General features: G+C 68.1%; 19 protein-coding genes. 17 read left to right on the top strand and 2 right to left on the bottom strand.

The window, feature by feature from the left end; translation table 11 throughout:
* The first annotated feature begins 17 nt into the window (after positions 1–17).
* Complete coding sequence (gene tuf, locus G9U51_RS05260) at positions 18–1,214, top strand: elongation factor Tu (RefSeq protein WP_166194305.1); 1,197 nt, start codon at positions 18–20, stop codon at positions 1,212–1,214.
* A 135-nt stretch (positions 1,215–1,349) separates the two neighbouring features.
* Here the strand turns inward: tuf and G9U51_RS05255 are convergent, their stop codons facing one another.
* A complete protein-coding gene (locus G9U51_RS05255; protein WP_166194302.1) occupies positions 1,350–2,318 on the bottom strand; it encodes a hypothetical protein in 969 nt (322 codons plus the stop codon).
* Positions 2,319–2,542: 224 nt separating this feature from the next.
* Positions 2,543–3,445: a hypothetical protein gene (locus G9U51_RS05250; protein WP_166193945.1), complete on the bottom strand. Its 903-nt coding sequence runs from the start codon at positions 3,443–3,445 to the stop codon at positions 2,543–2,545.
* Between the two features lie 177 nt (positions 3,446–3,622).
* Here G9U51_RS05250 and G9U51_RS05245 point away from each other — a divergent pair, with 177 nt between their 5' ends.
* From G9U51_RS05245 to rpmC, 16 genes are all read left to right on the top strand, one after another.
* Entirely contained in the window at positions 3,623–4,891 is a 1,269-nt protein-coding gene (locus tag G9U51_RS05245; protein ID WP_166194299.1) for an aminotransferase class I/II-fold pyridoxal phosphate-dependent enzyme, read from the top strand.
* Between the two features lie 32 nt (positions 4,892–4,923).
* Positions 4,924–6,303, top strand: coding sequence for a cystathionine beta-synthase (locus G9U51_RS05240; protein WP_166194296.1), 1,380 nt, complete (start codon positions 4,924–4,926; stop codon positions 6,301–6,303).
* A gap of 39 nt (positions 6,304–6,342) precedes the next feature.
* Positions 6,343–7,521: a cystathionine gamma-synthase gene (locus tag G9U51_RS05235; protein WP_166194293.1), complete on the top strand. Its 1,179-nt coding sequence runs from the start codon at positions 6,343–6,345 to the stop codon at positions 7,519–7,521.
* 11 nt (positions 7,522–7,532) lie between these two features.
* Complete coding sequence (locus G9U51_RS05230; protein ID WP_166194290.1) at positions 7,533–8,366, top strand: pyruvate, water dikinase regulatory protein; 834 nt, start codon at positions 7,533–7,535, stop codon at positions 8,364–8,366.
* Positions 8,367–8,420: 54 nt separating this feature from the next.
* A complete protein-coding gene (gene ppsA, locus G9U51_RS05225; protein WP_166194287.1) occupies positions 8,421–10,796 on the top strand; it encodes a phosphoenolpyruvate synthase in 2,376 nt (791 codons plus the stop codon).
* 37 nt (positions 10,797–10,833) lie between these two features.
* On the top strand, positions 10,834–11,814 hold the full coding sequence (locus tag G9U51_RS05220; RefSeq protein WP_328823326.1) for a cation diffusion facilitator family transporter: 981 nt from the start codon (positions 10,834–10,836) through the stop codon (positions 11,812–11,814).
* Between the two features lie 348 nt (positions 11,815–12,162).
* Entirely contained in the window at positions 12,163–12,471 is a 309-nt protein-coding gene (gene rpsJ, locus G9U51_RS05215; RefSeq protein WP_166194284.1) for a 30S ribosomal protein S10, read from the top strand.
* A gap of 15 nt (positions 12,472–12,486) precedes the next feature.
* Positions 12,487–13,152 (top strand): 50S ribosomal protein L3, encoded by a 666-nt coding sequence (rplC, locus tag G9U51_RS05210; RefSeq protein WP_166194281.1) that lies wholly within the window; start codon positions 12,487–12,489, stop codon positions 13,150–13,152.
* Between the two features lie 5 nt (positions 13,153–13,157).
* Positions 13,158–14,153, top strand: a complete 996-nt coding sequence (gene rplD / locus G9U51_RS05205) for a 50S ribosomal protein L4, sunset domain variant (protein ID WP_166194278.1) — start codon at positions 13,158–13,160, stop codon at positions 14,151–14,153.
* Entirely contained in the window at positions 14,150–14,455 is a 306-nt protein-coding gene (gene rplW, locus G9U51_RS05200) for a 50S ribosomal protein L23 (protein WP_171715539.1), read from the top strand. The genes rplD and rplW overlap by 4 nt, the downstream gene beginning before the upstream one ends.
* Before the next feature lie 31 nt (positions 14,456–14,486).
* Positions 14,487–15,323 (top strand): 50S ribosomal protein L2, encoded by an 837-nt coding sequence (gene rplB, locus G9U51_RS05195; protein ID WP_166194275.1) that lies wholly within the window; start codon positions 14,487–14,489, stop codon positions 15,321–15,323.
* A gap of 3 nt (positions 15,324–15,326) precedes the next feature.
* Entirely contained in the window at positions 15,327–15,608 is a 282-nt protein-coding gene (rpsS, locus tag G9U51_RS05190) for a 30S ribosomal protein S19 (protein ID WP_166194272.1), read from the top strand.
* A 53-nt stretch (positions 15,609–15,661) separates the two neighbouring features.
* Positions 15,662–16,030 (top strand): 50S ribosomal protein L22, encoded by a 369-nt coding sequence (rplV, locus tag G9U51_RS05185; protein ID WP_166194892.1) that lies wholly within the window; start codon positions 15,662–15,664, stop codon positions 16,028–16,030.
* Entirely contained in the window at positions 16,030–16,863 is an 834-nt protein-coding gene (rpsC, locus tag G9U51_RS05180) for a 30S ribosomal protein S3 (protein ID WP_166194267.1), read from the top strand. Before rplV ends, rpsC begins: the two co-directional genes overlap by 1 nt.
* On the top strand, positions 16,863–17,282 hold the full coding sequence (gene rplP, locus G9U51_RS05175; RefSeq protein WP_166194264.1) for a 50S ribosomal protein L16: 420 nt from the start codon (positions 16,863–16,865) through the stop codon (positions 17,280–17,282). Before rpsC ends, rplP begins: the two co-directional genes overlap by 1 nt.
* The gene (rpmC, locus tag G9U51_RS05170) at positions 17,282–17,530 is read left to right on the top strand and encodes a 50S ribosomal protein L29 (RefSeq protein ID WP_166194261.1); all 249 of its coding nucleotides are present in this window, start codon (positions 17,282–17,284) and stop codon (positions 17,528–17,530) included. The genes rplP and rpmC overlap by 1 nt, the downstream gene beginning before the upstream one ends.
* The last annotated feature ends 2 nt before the right edge of the window (positions 17,531–17,532 follow it).

The raw sequence follows: 17,532 nt of genomic DNA, 5'->3' as shown, positions 1-17,532 counted from the left end.
CCTGAGGAGGACCAGCAGTGGCTAAGGCCAAGTTCGAGCGGACCAAGCCGCACGTCAACATCGGAACCATCGGTCACATCGACCACGGCAAGACGACGCTGACGGCTGCCATCTCGAAGGTTCTGCACGACAAGTACCCGGACCTGAACCCGCAGTTCGCGTTCGACGAGATCGACAAGGCGCCCGAGGAGAAGCAGCGCGGCATCACGATCTCGATCGCGCACATCGAGTACCAGACCGAGAAGCGTCACTACGCGCACGTCGACTGCCCGGGTCACGCCGACTACGTCAAGAACATGATCACCGGTGCGGCGCAGATGGACGGCGCCATCCTGGTCGTGGCGGCCACCGATGGCCCGATGCCGCAGACCAAGGAGCACGTCCTGCTCGCCCGTCAGGTGGGTGTGCCCTACATCGTCGTCGCGCTGAACAAGGCCGACATGGTCGACGACGAGGAGATCATGGAGCTCGTGGAGATGGAGGTCCGCGAACTGCTGTCCTCCTACGAGTTCCCCGGTGACGACCTGCCGGTCGTCAAGGTCTCCGCGCTCAAGGCCCTGGAGGGCGACGAGGAGTGGGGCAAGACCGTTCTCGAGCTCATGGACGCGGTCGACGAGTCGATCCCGGACCCGGAGCGCGAGACCGACAAGCCGTTCCTGATGCCGGTCGAGGACGTCTTTACGATCACCGGTCGTGGCACCGTCGTCACCGGTCGTATCGAGCGCGGCGTGCTCAACGTCAACGAGGAGGTCGAGATCGTCGGTCTGCACCAGACCGGTCCGGTCAAGACCACCGTGACCTCGATCGAGATGTTCAACAAGATGCTCGACAGCGGCCAGGCCGGCGACAACGCCGCCCTCCTGCTGCGCGGCATCAAGCGTGAGGACGTCGAGCGCGGCCAGGTCATCTCCAAGCCGGGCACCACGACGCCGCACACGAACTTCGAGGCGAGCGTCTACATCCTGTCCAAGGACGAGGGTGGCCGTCACACGCCGTTCTACGACAACTACCGTCCGCAGTTCTACTTCCGCACCACCGACGTCACCGGCGTCGTGAAGCTGCCGGAGGGCACCGAGATGGTCATGCCGGGTGACAACACCGAGATGTCGGTCGAGCTCATCCAGCCCATCGCGATGGACGAGGGTCTGCGGTTCGCGATCCGCGAGGGCGGTCGCACCGTCGGTGCGGGCCGCGTCACCAAGATCACCAAGTGATGATCTGAACCCGCGAGAGTGGCCCCGAGACTTCGGTCTCGGGGCCGCTTTTTCGTATGCCGCCACCGTCGCGCAGTTGTCGCGCGCTCGCATACGCGCAGCAGTGCGCGCCCGCGGAAGCTGCGCGATGGTGATTCACGCTGCCCGGAACCCACGCCGGCGCTTCGCGGCAGGCACATGCGCGAGCGGGGACCGCAGCCACTGCGCCCCACGGTCCGGTCGGATGCCGATCTCGCCGAGCCGGTGCAGCATCGGGACTCGAGTGAGCGCATCGGCCCAGATCCAGCGGGCGATCCGGTGGTTGCGTCTGATCCGGTCCTCGCGGGTCTTCTCCAGCGCGAGTGCGTTGGCCGGGCTACCAGCCGTCAGTCCGTACTTGACCATCCCGTCGAACTCGCCCACTGCCTGCTCCCACCCGAAGTCACTCCAGCCGATGAGTCCGTCGGCATCCCGCACCTCGACCTGCAGCTGCGGCTGCGGTAGCCCGCCGGCATACATCCCAGCGCGGCTCAGTGACTCGCCGACCGACTCCGAGCCGGCATCGGCAATGGCGATCACGGCGCGCGCAATGGGCAGACCCCGAGCTCGTCCGGGCACCGCAGCAAGCTCCGCATCCAGGTCCGCCGGCGTGCACAACTCATGGCGTAGGGCGGCATCGGCGATCACCAGGCCGGCGGCCAGCGAGCTCGACCGCACGACGTCCAGGACGGTGCGCGCCGCGCTGGTGACTGCGAATCCGGAGACGTACACCGGCTCGGGAAGGCTCGGCACATGCCATCGGTGGACGTGTCCGCTGGACCCTTGCCGGGTGTCGACCAACACGTCGATCCGCTGCGGCCACTTCCCGAGGATGGGCAGGCCCCAGACCGCCGCGGCTGCGTGATGCGACAGCAGCGGCTGGCTGCTCATGCTGTCCAGCGTGCCGATCACCAGCACCTGGTGGCGTTGCAGCGGTGACAGCTGATGCCACCGTGCGCTGTCGACATACGTGCCCCTGCGTGCGCGAGTGAAGGACGCGGCGGCGGCGCCGCGCCACGGTTCGATCCCGGACCGGATCAGCTCACGCGCGGTGTGCACCTCGTGTCCCTGGAGTGGCTCGGCCATCACCACACCGTGGCACGGCGCGCCCCGCAGTCGCCCGGGTTATCCACAGGGTCGCCGAGCATCGCGCAGCTCACGCGCTCTCGCGGCGCTGCGCCGGTGCGAGAGCGCGATAACTGCGCGAAGCGGCGCCGGGGCCGGGCGCTCATCCTCGGGCTCACCGCACGCAGCACCGCAAGGAGACCCGGACCTGTTGGTCCGGGCCTCCTTCGTGTTCTGCTCGCCGGTCAGCGACCGCCGACGAAGCACTTGGTCGGCTGGTAGCCCTGCTGCACACCCAGCATCTTCAGGGTGAACGGCGCCCAGTTGGAGCCGGACAGCGTCGGGGCGTTGTCGTCGTCGGCCTGCACCAGGCCCTGCGCGTCGGCACAGACCACGTTGATCGACATGATCATCCCGTCGCCGGACGCCTTGCGGATCTGGCCGGACACCGTCGGGACATTGGAGCTGCTGTCCCGACCGATCGACAGGCCCTTCACGTCGGACACGGCCGCGAACTGGTTCGCCTCGTTGGAGGTGATCGACAGCCGCACCATCTTGATCTTGCTGCGCTCGACGGGCAGCTTGCCCTTGGCATTGGTGATCTTCAGTTCGCCCTGGGTTCCGCCCACGGCGATGCTGTCGTCCACGCTGCCGAGCACCTGACCGTTCGCGTCGAGCATGTCGTAGCGCAACTTGACCAGGCCGTTGGTGGTGGAGTTGGTCTGCAGCACGGCATAGAAGGTGCCGTAGTCCGAGGACTGGCTCTGGCCGTCGCCGGAGTAACCGCCGAGCACCAGCACCTTGACCGCGTTGAGCGGGCCGGACGGCAGTGTGGTGACCTGGGCGTCGAGGCCGTTCTTGTCCTTGACGTCGCGGCTGCCGGCCGCATCGGTGGCGGTGCCGCCGGGAGCCGAGGACTGCGAGTCGCTGCTGCTCGAGGAGTCCGAGCTCGAGCTGCTCGAGCTGTCCGAACTGGTGCTGCTGCTCTGGTCCGAGGTCGGGCTCGAGCTGTCGGACGTCGAGCTGCTGCTCGACGAGGAGCTGGTGCTCGTGTTGTCACCCGAGCCGCTGGTCGAAGTGTTGCAAGCGGTCAGGCCGAGGGTCGCGGTGAGCGCGAGTCCGGCTAGCACTGTCGGTGTCTTCTTCATGGGTCCTCCCTGGGCGATGTAACGGTTGTGCCGCTTACGACGGCGAGGGGCAAGGCCGGGTTCCACTTGGAAACTCGCCGGTGTCAGCGATGCGGACGCGCCGGCACTGGTTCTCCCCCCTTTTGGGAGGATAGTGCGGTCAAGCTCGCACCACCCCCCTTGCAGGAGCAATCCACCGTGGCCCTCGCCGACCTGTCCACCCAAGAACTCGCTGCCCTCACCCAGTCGTTGCGTTCGTCGTATGACGAACTCGCCTCGCGCGGGCTGAAGCTCGACCTGACCCGCGGCAAGCCGTCGGCGGCGCAGCTGGACCTGTCCAACGAATTGCTTTCTCTGCCAAAGGGTTTCACCGCGAAAGACGGCACGGACACCCGCAATTACGGTGGCCTCGACGGCCTGCTCGAGCTGCGCGAGATCTTCGCCGAGCTCCTCTGGGTTGACCCCAATCAGCTTCTGGCACAAGGCAATTCGAGCCTGTCGCTGATGCAGCAGGTGCTGGTCGACTGCTTGCTGCACGGCGCGGTCGACTCCGAGCGGCCGTGGGCGGCCGAGGAGAAGATCCGCTTCGTGTGCCCGGTGCCGGGCTACGACCGGCACTTCTCGCTGCTGCACTCCTTCGGCATCGAGATGATCCCGGTGCCGATGCGTGCCGACGGCCCGGACGCCGACGCGATCGCGGCGCTGGTCAAGGACGACCCGAGCATCAAGGGCATGTGGGTGGTGCCGACCTACGCCAACCCGACCGGTGACACCGTCACCCAGGAGGTCGCGGTGCGGCTGGTGTCGATGCCGACGGCGGCCCCGGACTTCAAGATCTTCTGGGACAACGCCTACGCGCTGCACCACCTGACCGAGGAGGAGACCAAGACGGCCGATGTGCTCAGCCTGGCGTCGGCGAGCGGCAACCCCAACCGGCCGATCATGTTCGCCTCGACCTCCAAGATCACCTTCGCCGGTGCCGGCGTGGCCTTCCTCGCCGCCTCAACCGACAACATCGCCTGGTTCAAGAAGCACCTGTCGATGGCGTCCATCGGCCCGGACAAGATCAACCAGCTGCGGCACGCGCAGTTCTTCGGTGACGCCGAGGGCGTGCGGGCCCACATGCGCAAGCACGCGCAGATCATCGCGCCCAAGTTCGAGGCGGTGCACCGCATCCTCACCGAACGGCTCGGTGGCCAGGATGTCGCGGAGTGGACCCAGCCGATCGGCGGCTATTTCGTCAGCCTCGACGTGGTGCCCGGCACCGCATCGCGGGTGGTCGAACTCGCCAAGGAGGCAGGGATCGCGCTCACGCCGGCGGGCTCGTCATACCCCCTCGGGCAGGACCCGGATGACGCCAACATCCGGCTCGCGCCGACCATGCCTCCGCTGGAAGAGGTCGAGACCGCGATGGACGGGGTGGCGACCTGCGTGCTGCTCGCGGCCGTGGAGCACCTCGCCCGCTGAGGCGGTCCGCCCGTCCTGACAGGATGGGCGGTATGAAATACGCCGAGCACATCGCCGACCTCGTGGGCAACACCCCGCTGGTCCGGCTGAACAAGGTCACCGAGGGCATCACCCCCGCCACGGTCCTGGCCAAGGTCGAATACTTCAACCCGGGCGGATCGGTCAAGGACCGAATCGCGCTGCGGATGGTCGAGGCCGCCGAGGAGTCCGGTGCGCTGCAACCGGGCGGCACGATCGTCGAGCCGACCTCCGGCAACACCGGCGTGGGGCTGGCGCTCGTCGCCCAGCGCAAGGGCTACCAGTGCATCTTCGTCTGCCCCGACAAGGTCGGCGAGGACAAGATCAATGTGCTCAAGGCGTATGGCGCGCAGGTCGTGGTGACGCCCACCGCGGTGGCGCCGGACCACCCGGACAGCTACTACTCGGTCTCCGACCGGATCACCGCCGAGACCCCGGGGGCGTGGAAGCCGGACCAGTACTCCAATCCGAACGGTCCGAGGTCGCATTACGCCAGCACCGGCCCGGAGATCTGGGTGGACACCGACGGGCGCATCACGCATTTCGTGGCAGGCATCGGCACCGGCGGCACGATCACCGGCACCGGCCACTACCTGCGCGACATCAGCGCGGACCGGCCGAGCGGCCGGGTGCAGATCATCGGCGCGGACCCGACCGGGTCGGTCTACTCCGGCGGCAGCGGCCGGCCCTATCTCGTCGAGGGCGTGGGGGAGGACATGTGGCCGCGCGCCTACGACCCCAAGGTCGTCGACCGGGTCATCGCCGTCGATGACGCCGACAGCTTCGCGATGACCCGGCGGCTCGCCGAGGAGGAGGGGCTGCTCGTCGGCGGATCCTGCGGTATGGCGGTCGTGGCTGCCCTCGAGGTGGCCCGGGACCTGACCGCGGACGACGTGCTGGTGGTGCTGCTGCCGGACTCCGGCCGCGGCTACATGGGCAAGATCTTCAACGACGAGTGGATGAGCTCCTACGGCTTCCTGCGCACCGACGCGGGCCGCACGGCCGGGGACGTGCTGCGCGCGAAGTCCGACCAGTTGCCGCAGCTGGTGCACACCCACCCGAACGAGACGATCCGCGAGGCGATCGCGATCCTGCGCGAATACGGCGTCTCGCAGATGCCGGTCGTCAAGGCCGAGCCGCCGGTGACCTCCGGTGAGGTGGCGGGTGCGGTGTCCGAGCGCGAGCTGCTCGACCTGCTGTTCACCGGCAAGGCCCAGCTGTCCGATGCCGTCGGCGATCACCTCAGCCCGGGCCTGCCGCTGCTCGGCGCCGGCGAGCCGGTCGAGAATGCCCGGCGCGCCCTCGAGGACGCCGACGCCCTGCTCGTGGTGGAGGGCGGCAACCCGATCGGCGTGCTCACCCGGGTGGATTTGCTGCAATTCCTCGCCGAGTGACCCCGCCGCCTGCGCCAACCACGAAATGATGTGACCGCTATGACCGACCAGACCCTCGGCTTCTCCTCGCGCGCGATCCATGCGGGGCAGGAGCCCGACCCGACCACCGGCGCCGTCGTGCCGCCGATCTACGCCACCTCCACCTACAAGCAGGACGGCATCGGCGGCCTGCGCGGCGGCTATGAGTACTCCCGCTCGGCCAACCCGACCCGCACCGCGCTCGAGGAATGCCTCGCCGCGCTGGAGGGCGGTGAGCGCGGGTTTGCGTTCGCCTCCGGCCTGGCTGCCGAGGACACCCTGATCCGGTCCGTCCTCGCTCCGGGCGATCATGTGCTGCTGCCCTCCGACGCGTATGGCGGCACCCATCGCCTCTTCGACAAGGTCGCCCGGCCGTGGGGCATCTCGTTCGACACCCCGCCGCAGTCCGACCTGGATCGGGTCCGCGCCGCGGTGCGACCCGAGACGCGGCTGATCTGGGTGGAGACACCGACCAACCCGATGCTGGGCATCGCCGACATCGAGGCGCTCGCCACCATCGCGCATGACGCCGGCGCGCTGCTGGTGGTCGACAACACCTTCGCCTCGTCATACCTGCAGCAGCCGATCGCGCTCGGCGCGGATGTGGTGCTGCACAGCACCACCAAATACGCGGGTGGGCACAGCGATGTCGTGGGCGGCGCGCTCGTCGCCCGCCAGGGCGCCAAGACCGCCGCGGGCGACGACGTCAGCGAGCGGATCGGCTTCCACCAGAACTCCATGGGCGCGGTCGCCGGGCCGTTCGATGCCTGGCTGGTGCTGCGTGGCCTCAAGACGCTCGCGGTGCGGATGGAGCGGCACTGCGACAACGCCGAGAAGGTTGTGGACTTCCTGCTCAGCCACCCCGGCGTGAGCACGGTCCACTACCCGGGGCTGGCCGATCACCCCGGCCACGAGATCGCCAAGCGGCAGATGCGCCGCTTCGGCGGCATGGTGTCCTTCCAGCTCAAGGGCGGTGAGGACGTCGCTGCCAAGGTCGTCGCCGAGACGCAGCTGTGGACCCTCGGTGAATCGCTCGGTGGGGTCGAATCGCTCATCGAGCACCCCGGCCGGATGACGCATGCCTCGGTCGCGGGCACCGACCTGGCGGTGCCCGCCGACCTGGTGCGGCTGTCGGTCGGCATCGAGGACGCCGACGACCTGATCGCCGACCTGCGGCAGTCGCTGGACCGGTTGGCATGAACGATTCCGGTATGCCGTCCGCGGACCAGGAGCAGGAGCCGACGCCGGTCTTCTTCGTCGCGGGCGGCACCGGAATCTCCGCCGAGACCCTCGGCAACATGATGCTCGGGCAGTTCCCTGGGCTGCGCTTCGAGCGCACCAAGATCCCGTTCATCACCACGGTGGAGCGCGCGGCCGAGGTGGTCACCACGCTGGATGCGGCCAAGACCGACACGGTGACGCCGCTGGTCTTCTCGACCGTCGCCGACAACGACGTCCGCGACACCCTGATGCGCACCGAGTGCGCGTTCATCGACCTGTTCGGCTCCCACCTGGAGGCGGTCGAGCGGGTGCTGCACGTCAACGCCGCCCATGTCGCCGGCACCGTGCACGGCGTCGGTGACCAGGGCCGCTACGAGGCGCGGATGAAGGCCATCGACTACGCGATGGAGCACGACGACGGGCAGAGCCTGCGCAATCTCGAGGGTGCCGACCTGATCCTGATGGCGCCCTCGCGCTGCGGCAAGACGCCGACCTCGATGTACCTCGCCCTCCAGCACGGCCTGTTCGTGGCCAACTACCCGCTGGTGGAGGAGGACTTCGACTCCGCTGAGCTGCCCCGGCCGATCCGGCCCTATCAGGCCAAATGCTTCGGCATTCTGTCCACGCCCGCGCGCCTGTCGCAGGTGCGCGGGGAGCGCCGGCCGAACTCGACCTATGCCTCGATCCAGCAGTGCAGTTATGAGTTGCGCCGGGCCGAGGCGATGTTCCGCGCCCACCGGATCCCGACGATCAACTCCGCCTCCATGTCGGTGGAGGAGATGTCCGCGGTGATCCTGCAGTCCCGGCCGGGCACGCCCGGGTGAGCACCCGGCATACTGCCCCCCAAACTCCGAAATCCCCTCCCGAGAGGACGCGCGATGGCCCACGAAGAGAATGTCGTCTGGTTCAAGGACCTCGGCCTGGACGATGTCGACAGCGTCGGTGGCAAGAACGCCTCTCTCGGGGAGATGGTGCAGCACCTCGCCGAGGCGGGCGTGTCGGTGCCGGACGGTTTCGCGACGACCGCCTCGGCCTACAAGCGCTTCCTCGCCCACGAGGGCCTGGCCGACAAGATCAACGAGTCGCTGCGCGGGCTCGACGTCGACGACGTGCGGGCGCTCGCCGCGGCCGGAGCGCAGATCCGCGCCGATGTGGAGAACCAGCCCTTCCCGCCCGACCTCGAGGCCGACATCCGGACGGCCTACGAGAAGCTCGGCGGCGAAGAAGGCGTCTCCTGGGCGGTGCGCTCCAGCGCGACCGCCGAAGACCTGCCGGATGCCTCCTTCGCCGGTCAGCAGGAGACCTTCCTCAACATCAGCGGGATCGACAACATCCTGCACGCGATCAAGCTGGTCTTCGCCTCGCTGTACAACGACCGGGCGATCGCCTACCGCGTGCACCACGATTTCGACCACGAGCAGGTGCTGCTGTCGGCCGGCGTGCAGCGGATGGTGCGCTCCGACATCGGCGCCAGCGGCGTGATGTTCACCATCGACACCGAGTCCGGCTTCTCCGACGCGGTCTTCATCACCTCCTCCTACGGGCTCGGCGAGGCCGTCGTGCAGGGCGCGGTGAACCCCGACGAGTTCTATGTCTACAAGCCGGCGCTGCGGGCCGGGCGCCCCGCGATCCTCAAGCGCGGCATCGGGTCCAAGGCGACCAAGATGATCTACACCTCCGACGCCGAGGTCGGCCGCACCACCGAGTTCGTGCCGGTCGACGACGCCGAGCGACAGCGGTTCTCGATCACCGACGAGGACGTGACCACGCTCGCGGCATACGCGCTCAAGATCGAAGAGCACTACGGCCGGCCGATGGACATCGAGTGGGGCAAGGACGGCGAGGACGGCAAGCTCTACATCCTGCAGGCGCGCCCCGAGACGGTGAAATCGCGCCAGAGCGGCAGCACCACGCTGCAGCGGTTCGTGATGGGCAAGGAGCGCGGCGACGTGCGCGTCGAGGGTCGCGCGATCGGCCAGAAGATCGGTGCCGGCCAGGTCCGTCTGCTCGACCACATCGACAAGATGAGCGACTTCCAAGAAGGCGAGGTGCTCGTCGCCGACATGACCGACCCCGACTGGGAGCCGATCATGAAGCGCGCCTCGGCGATCGTCACCAACCGTGGCGGGCGCACCTGCCACGCGGCGATCATCGCCCGCGAGCTCGGCATACCGGCTGTGGTCGGCACCGGCACGGCCACCTCCGACCTCAAGGACGGCGACAAGGTCACCGTCTCGTGCGCCGAGGGCGACACCGGCTTCGTGTATGACGGCGAGCTGGACTTCGAGGTCAAGGAGACCTCGCTGGACTCGATGCCGGACATCCCGGTGAAGATCATGATGAACGTCGGCACCCCGGACCAGGCCTTCGAGTTCTCCCGGCTGCCCAACAAGGGCATCGGCCTGGCCCGGCTGGAGTTCATCATCAACCGGCAGATCGGCATCCACCCCCGGGCGCTGCTCGAACTGGACGACCAGGACGCGGCGGTGAAGGCACAGATCGAGCCGCTGATCGCGGCCTACAACAGCCCGCGCGATTTCTTCGTGCAGCGGGTCGCCGAGGGCGTCTCGATGCTCGCGGCGGCCTTCGCGCCCGAGCCGGTGATCGTGCGGATGAGCGACTTCAAGTCCAACGAATACGCCGGGATGATCGGCGGCGAGCGCTACGAGCCGCACGAGGAGAACCCGATGATCGGCTACCGCGGCGCGGCGCGGTATCTGTCGCCGGAGTTCGCCGACTGCTTCGCGATGGAGTGCGAGGCGCTGCGCTATGTGCGCGACGAGATGGGCCTGACCAACCTCAAGATCATGATCCCGTTCGTGCGGACCCTCGAGGAGGCGCAGGGCGTGATCGACCTGCTCGGCTCGCACGGGCTGAAGCGCGGCGAGAACGACCTGCAGGTCGTGATGATGTGCGAGGTGCCCTCCAATGCGGTCATCGCCGATCAATTCCTCGACCACTTCGACGGCTTCTCGATCGGCTCGAACGACATGACCCAGCTGACCCTCGGCCTGGATCGCGACTCCTCGCTGGTCGCCGGCTCGTTCGACGAGCGCAACCCGGCGGTCAAGCAGATGCTGTCGATGGCGATCACCGCCTGCCGCGAGCGCGGGAAGTATGTCGGGATCTGTGGCCAGGGCCCCTCGGACCACCCCGACCTCGCCGAATGGCTGATGGAGCAGGGCATCGAGTCGATGTCGCTCAACCCCGACACGGTCGTGGAGACCTGGATGGCGCTGGCCAAGAAGGGCTAAGGCCGACGGCAGCCCCGGCATACGCCACCATGGGCGCGTGACACAAGCAGCCACACCAGCACCAGCCAAGGCCCCGGGCGGCGAGAGCCTGCTCACGGTCATCGTCGCGTTCTCGGCCAACGCCATCATCGCCATCGCCAAGACCGTCGCCGCGGTGCTCAGCGGCTCGGCGTCGATGGTGGCCGAGGCGGCGCACTCGTGGGCCGACACCGGCAACGAGATCTTCCTGCTGATCGCCGAGAAGCGTGCGGGTCGGCCGCGCGACACCGACCATCCGTTCGGCTTCGGTCGGGAGGCCTATGTCTGGTCGATGTTCGCCGCCTTCGGGTTGTTCACCGTCGGTGCGGTGGTGTCGATCGCCCACGGCATACAGCAACTCGGGGCGGGGGAGGAGAGCGGGGACTATCTGCTCGGTTACCTCGTGCTCGGAGTGGCCTTCGTGCTGGAGGGCGTGTCCTTCCTGCAGGCCCTGCGCCAGACGCGCGGCGCGTCGCGGCGGATCGGGATGCGCACCCTGGGGTACATCAACATCACGTCCAATCCGACGCTGCGCGCGGTCTTCGCCGAGGACGCGGCGGCCCTCATCGGCCTGGTGATCGCGGCGCTCGGCATGGTGTTGCACCAGGTCACCGGCGAAGCGGCATACGACGCGATCGGTTCCATCCTCGTCGGCCTGCTGCTCGCCGTGGTCGCGGTCTTCCTGATCCGCCGCAACCGCGACTTCCTCACCGGCAAGCCCGGCTCGGACCGGCTGCGGCGCCTCGTGCTGGCCGATCTGCAGGCCGATCCGCGGGTTGCCGCGGTCACCTTCCTCCATCTGGAGTATGTCGGCGCCGATCGGGTGCTCGTGCTGGCCTCCCTCGATCTGGTCGGGGACGACGACGAGCCGACGCTCACCACCGAACACCAGGCGATCGAGGACCGGCTCGAGCAGTTGCCGTTCGTCGAGCGGGCCTTCGTCACGCTGCCGCGGCCGGGCGCCCAGCCGCTGCCTCCGGCCCAGAGCGAGGCCCGCTGACGGCGAGGCGGGTATCACGCCGGCTCGATTTGGCCGGTCCGCCACGCCTCTGGCACACTAGACAAGTTGCTTGACGCGCGATGGTTCGCGCGCCCGACCAGGTGTCGGGTGTGAGGGTCGTCGCCGCCTCGGAATCACGACCAGGTGAGGACCTCCGCAGCGAGGGCCGATGGGCGGGTCCGGGGAGCGCAAGCCCTGGCCCTTTCGGGCCGCTCGAAGACTCCAGGTCGGCAGGTCGAGTTCACGCATGTGCGTGCACGGGACGACACGCCCGACCTCGGGGGTCGGGGTGGTCGAGGGTCAGCCATAGACGGATCAGCAGTACGGCGAGAGAGAGACGCGACAAAGATGGCGGGACAGAAGATCCGCATCCGGCTGAAGTCGTATGACCACGAGGTCATCGACAGCTCGGCGCGCAAGATTGTCGACACGGTCACCCGTGCCGGCGCCACGGTGGTCGGCCCGGTGCCGCTCCCGACGGAGAAGAACGTCTTCTGCGTCGTCCGGTCGCCGCACAAGTACAAGGACAGCCGCGAGCACTTCGAGATGCGCACCCACAAGCGGCTCATCGACATCGTTGACCCGACGCCGAAGGCCGTCGACTCGCTCATGCGGCTCGACCTGCCGGCCGACGTCAACATCGAGATCAAGCTCTGAAAGGCGGGCTGACTCATGACTCACACCACTGAGCGCTCCGTCCAGGGCGTCCTCGGCGAGAAGCTCGGCATGACCCAGGTCTGGGACGAGAACAACCGGCTGGTGCCGGTGACCGTCATTCAGGCCGGTCCGTGCGTCGTCACCCAGGTCCGTGGTGACGAGGACGGCTACCACGCGGTCCAGATCGCCTACGGGCAGATCGACCCGCGCAAGGTCACCAAGCCGCTCACCGGTCACTTCGAGAAGGCCGGCGTCACCCCGCGCCGCCACGTGATCGAGATCCGCACCGCGGACGCCGGCTCCTACGAGCTCGGCCAGGAGATCACCGTCGAGTCCTTCGAGACCGGCTCGAAGGTCGACGTCGTCGGCCGCACCAAGGGCAAGGGCTTCGCCGGTGTTATGAAGCGTCACGGCTTTGCGGGCGTCAGCTCCAGCCACGGCGCGCACAAGAACCACCGCAAGCCGGGTTCGATCGGTGGCTGCGCCACCCCCGGCCGCGTGTTCAAGGGCATGCGTATGGCGGGCCGCATGGGCGGCGTGCGCCAGACCACCCAGAACCTCACGATCCACGCCGTCGACGCCGACAAGGGCGTGCTGCTGGTGAAGGGTGCCGTCCCCGGCCCCCGCGGCGGCATCGTCCTGGTCCGCACGGCCGTCAAGTCCGCGAAAGCTGAGGCCTGATTTCGATGACCACGATTGACATCGTGAGCCCGTCGGGCTCGGCGAACGGCTCGGTCGAGCTGCCCGCCGAGATCTTCGACGTGGCCACCAACGTCCCGCTGATCCACCAGGTTGTGGTGGCTCAGCTGGCCGCGGCCCGCCAGGGCACGCACGCCACCAAGACCCGCGGCGAGGTCCGCGGTGGTGGCCGCAAGCCCTACCGCCAGAAGGGCACCGGCCGCGCCCGTCAGGGTTCGACCCGGGCGCCGCAGTTCGCCGGCGGTGGCGTCGTGCACGGCCCGCAGCCGCGCGACTACAGCCAGCGCACCCCGAAGAAGATGAAGGCTGCCGCTCTGCGCGGAGCCCTGTCGGACCGGGCGCGTCATGGCCGCATCCACGTGCTCACCTCGATCGTCGACGGTGACACCCCGTCGGCGCGCACCGCTGCCAAGGTCCTGGCCGGTCTGACCGACCGCAAGAACCTGCTGGTCGTCGTGGACCGCGCCGAGGAGATCGCGGTGCTGTCGGTGCGCAACCTGGCCGGTGTCCACCTGCTGTGGGCCGACCAGCTCAACACCTACGACGTGCTGTGCTCCGACGACATCGTCTTCACCAAGGCGGCGCTGGACAGCTTCCTGGCCGGCCCGCTGCAGGCGGCCAAGCTGGACAAGGCTGAAGCCAAGCCGGTCAAGACTGAGGCGAAGCCGGGCAAGGCTGAGACGCCCGCGAAGGCTGCTCCGGCCGCGAAGGTGGAGGCTCCCGCCGCCGCGTCCTCGGACGCGACCGACGGTGGCTTTGGCGCCGAGTCGGCTGCCCCGCTGGCCGACGGCGCGTCGCCCGACCCGGCGAAGTTCCAGGTCAAGGGCAACAAGGACTCGATGAAGTACCACGTGCCCGGTTCGCGCTGGTATGACGCGACCGTCGCCGAGGTCTGGTTCACCACGGGTGAGGCTGCTGCCGCAGCCGGCTTCGCGCCGGCCGGTGGGGCCGCCGCCCAGCAGGTCAAGGAGGACGACAAGTGAGCAGCTTCGCGCTGAACAAGGACCCGCGCGACATTCTGATCGCGCCGGTTCTCACCGAGAAGTCGTACACGCTGCTCGACGAGGGCAAGTACACCTTCATCGTCGACCCGCGGGCGAACAAGACCGAGATCAAGATCGCCGTCGAGCGCATCTTCGACGTCAAGGTCGACTCGGTCCACACGATCAACCGTCAGGGCAAGACGCGCCGTACCCGGTACGGCATGGGCAAGCGCAAGGACACCAAGCGCGCCATCGTCTCGCTGAAGGAAGGCACCATCGACATCTTCGGCTCGGCGAGCTGAAGGTCGGGCGAAGGACATAAGGAACTAGCTGATGGGTATCCGTAAGTACAAGCCGACGACGCCGGGACGTCGCGGCTCGAGCGTGGCCGACTTCGTCGAAGTCACCCGCTCGACCCCCGAGAAGTCCCTGGTGCGCCCGCTGTCCAAGACCGGTGGCCGCAACGCCTCGGGCCGCATCACGACGCGCCACATCGGTGGCGGTCACAAGCGCGCCTACCGGGTGATCGACTTCCGCCGCGCCGACAAGGACGGCATCCCGGCGAAGGTCGCGCACATCGAGTACGACCCCAACCGCACCGCGCGCATCGCGCTGCTGCACTACGCCGACGGTGAGAAGCGCTACATCATCGCGCCGAACCGGCTGCGTCAGGGCGACGCGATCGAGAACGGTCCGGGCGCCGACATCAAGCCGGGCAACAACCTGCCGCTGCGCAATATCCCGACCGGTACGGTCGTCCACTGCATCGAGCTGCGGCCCGGTGGCGGTGCGAAGATCGCCCGCTCGGCCGGTTCGCGCGTGCAGCTGGTCGCCAAGGACGGTCCCTACGCCCAGCTGCGTATGCCGTCCGGTGAGATCCGCAATGTCGACGCGCGCTGCCGCGCCACCGTGGGCGAGGTCGGCAACGCCGAGCAGAGCAACATCAACTGGGGCAAGGCCGGCCGGATGCGGTGGAAGGGCAAGCGCCCGACCGTCCGTGGTGTGGCGATGAACCCCGTGGACCACCCGCACGGTGGTGGTGAGGGCAAGACCTCCGGTGGACGTAACCCGGTCAGCCCGTGGGGCCAGAAGGAAGGCCGCACCCGTCGCCCCGGCAAGCCGAGCGACAAGATGATCGTCCGCCGCCGTCGTACTGGAAAGAAGCGCTGAGCCATGCCTCGTAGCCTGAAGAAGGGCCCCTTCGTCGACGATCACCTCGCCAAGAAGGTCGAGGCTCAGAACGAAGCCGGCACCAAGAACGTCATCAAGACCTGGTCGCGCCGGTCGATGATCACCCCCGAGATGCTCGGCCACACCCTGGCTGTGCACGACGGCCGCAAGCACGTCCCGGTCTTCGTGACCGAGGCGATGGTCGGCCACAAGCTGGGTGAGTTCGCCCCGACTCGGACCTTCAAGGGTCACGAGAAGGACGACAGGAAGGGTCGCCGCCGCTGACGCGGCGGGGTGCATCCCTCATGACTGCAACTACTGAGAGCAAAGGACAGGCGATGGAAGCCAAGGCGCAGGCGCGGTTCGTTCGCGTGACGCCGATGAAGGCCCGCCGTGTCGTGGACCTCATCCGGGGCAAGAACGCCCAGGAGGCGATCAACGTGCTGACGTTCGCGCCGCAGACTGCGAGCGAGCCGGTGCTGAAGGTGCTCAACAGCGCCATCGCCAACGCCCGGGTCCAGGCCGACAAGCACTCGGTCGCGTTCGACGAGCGCACGCTCGTCGTGACCGCGGCCTTCGTGGACGAGGGTCCGACGATGAAGCGGTTCCGTCCGCGGGCGCAGGGCCGCGCGAGCCGCATCAACAAGCGCACGAGCCACATCACTGTGTTCGTGGCCCAGCCGAGCAAGAAGGACGGTGACCGCTGATGGGTCAGAAGGTCAACCCGAACGGCTTCCGCCTCGGTGTCACCACCGAGCACACCAGCCGCTGGTTCGCCGACAGCACCAAGACGGGTCAGCGGTACCGCGACTACGTCAAGGAGGACGTCGAGATCCGCAAGCTCATGTCCGAGGGCATGGAGCGCGCCGGCATCTCGCGCGTCGACATCGAGCGCACCCGCGACCGCGTGCGCGTCGACATCCACACCGCGCGTCCGGGCATCGTCATCGGCCGCCGTGGTGCGGAGGCCGACCGCCTGCGCAGCGCGCTGGAGAAGCTCACCAAGAAGCAGGTCCAGCTGAACATCCTCGAGGTGAAGAACCCCGAGGCCGACGCTCAGCTGGTCGCGCAGGGCATCGCCGAGCAGCTCGCTGCTCGCGTGAACTTCCGTCGTGCGACGCGCAAGGGCATCCAGTCCGCGCAGCGCGCCGGCGCGAAGGGCATCAAGGTGATGGTGTCCGGTCGCCTCAACGGCGCCGAGATGTCCCGCATGGAGCAGTACCGCGAGGGCCGTGTCCCGCTGCACACGCTGCGCGCCAACATCGACTACGGCTTCTACGAGGCCAAGACGACGTTCGGTCGCATCGGCGTGAAGGTGTGGATCTACAACGGTGACCTCACCGCCAAGGAGCTCGCCCGCGAGCAGGCCGCCGCGCCGTCGCGTCCGCAGCGCCGTCGTGGTGAGGGCGAGCGTGGCGCCCGCGGCCGTGGCCGTGGTCAGCGCGAGCAGCAGATCGCCGCAGAGAACAACGTGCCTGAGGCCACCGAGACCGTCCCGGCCTCCGGTGAGCAGCAGCAGACCGAAGGGGCTGAAGCCTGATGTTGATCCCCCGTCGTGTGAAGCACCGCAAGCAGCACCACCCCAAGCGGAGCGGGGCTGCGAAGGGCGGCACCGCCGTGTCCTTCGGTGACTACGGCATCCAGGCTCTCGAGCCGGCCTATGTCACCAACCGGCAGATCGAGTCCGCTCGTATTGCCATGACCCGTTACATCAAGCGAGGCGGAAAGGTGTGGATCAACATCTACCCCGACCGCCCGCTGACCAAGAAGCCGGCCGAGACCCGTATGGGTTCCGGTAAGGGTTCGCCCGAGTGGTGGGTCGCCAACGTCAAGCCCGGCCGCGTCATGTTCGAGCTGTCGGGTGTGTCCGAAGAGGTTGCACGCGAGGCCCTGCGCCTGGCGATGCACAAGCTGCCGATGAAGTGCCGCTTCGTCGCGCGTGAAGGTGGTGACTTCTGATGGCCGTCGGTTCCAAGGACCTGGCGCCCGCGAAGCTGCGCGAGCTGAACGACAACCAGCTCGTCGAGAAGCTCGGCGAGGCCAAGCAGGAGTTGTTCAACCTGCGCTTCCAGTCGGCCACCGGCCAGCTGGAGAACCACTCGCGGCTGCGCGCGGTCCGCAAGGACATCGCACGCATCTACACCGAGATGCGCGAGCGTGAGCTCGGCATCGGCCGCACCCAGTCCGACGATGTGAAGGCGGGCTGAGC

This window comes from Metallococcus carri, assembly GCF_011440275.1.
Taxonomy (GTDB): Bacteria; Actinomycetota; Actinomycetes; order Actinomycetales; family Dermatophilaceae; genus Metallococcus; species Metallococcus carri.
The sequence above is the reverse complement of the archived record's forward strand: the minus strand, read 5'-3'. Positions and strand labels throughout refer to the sequence as shown.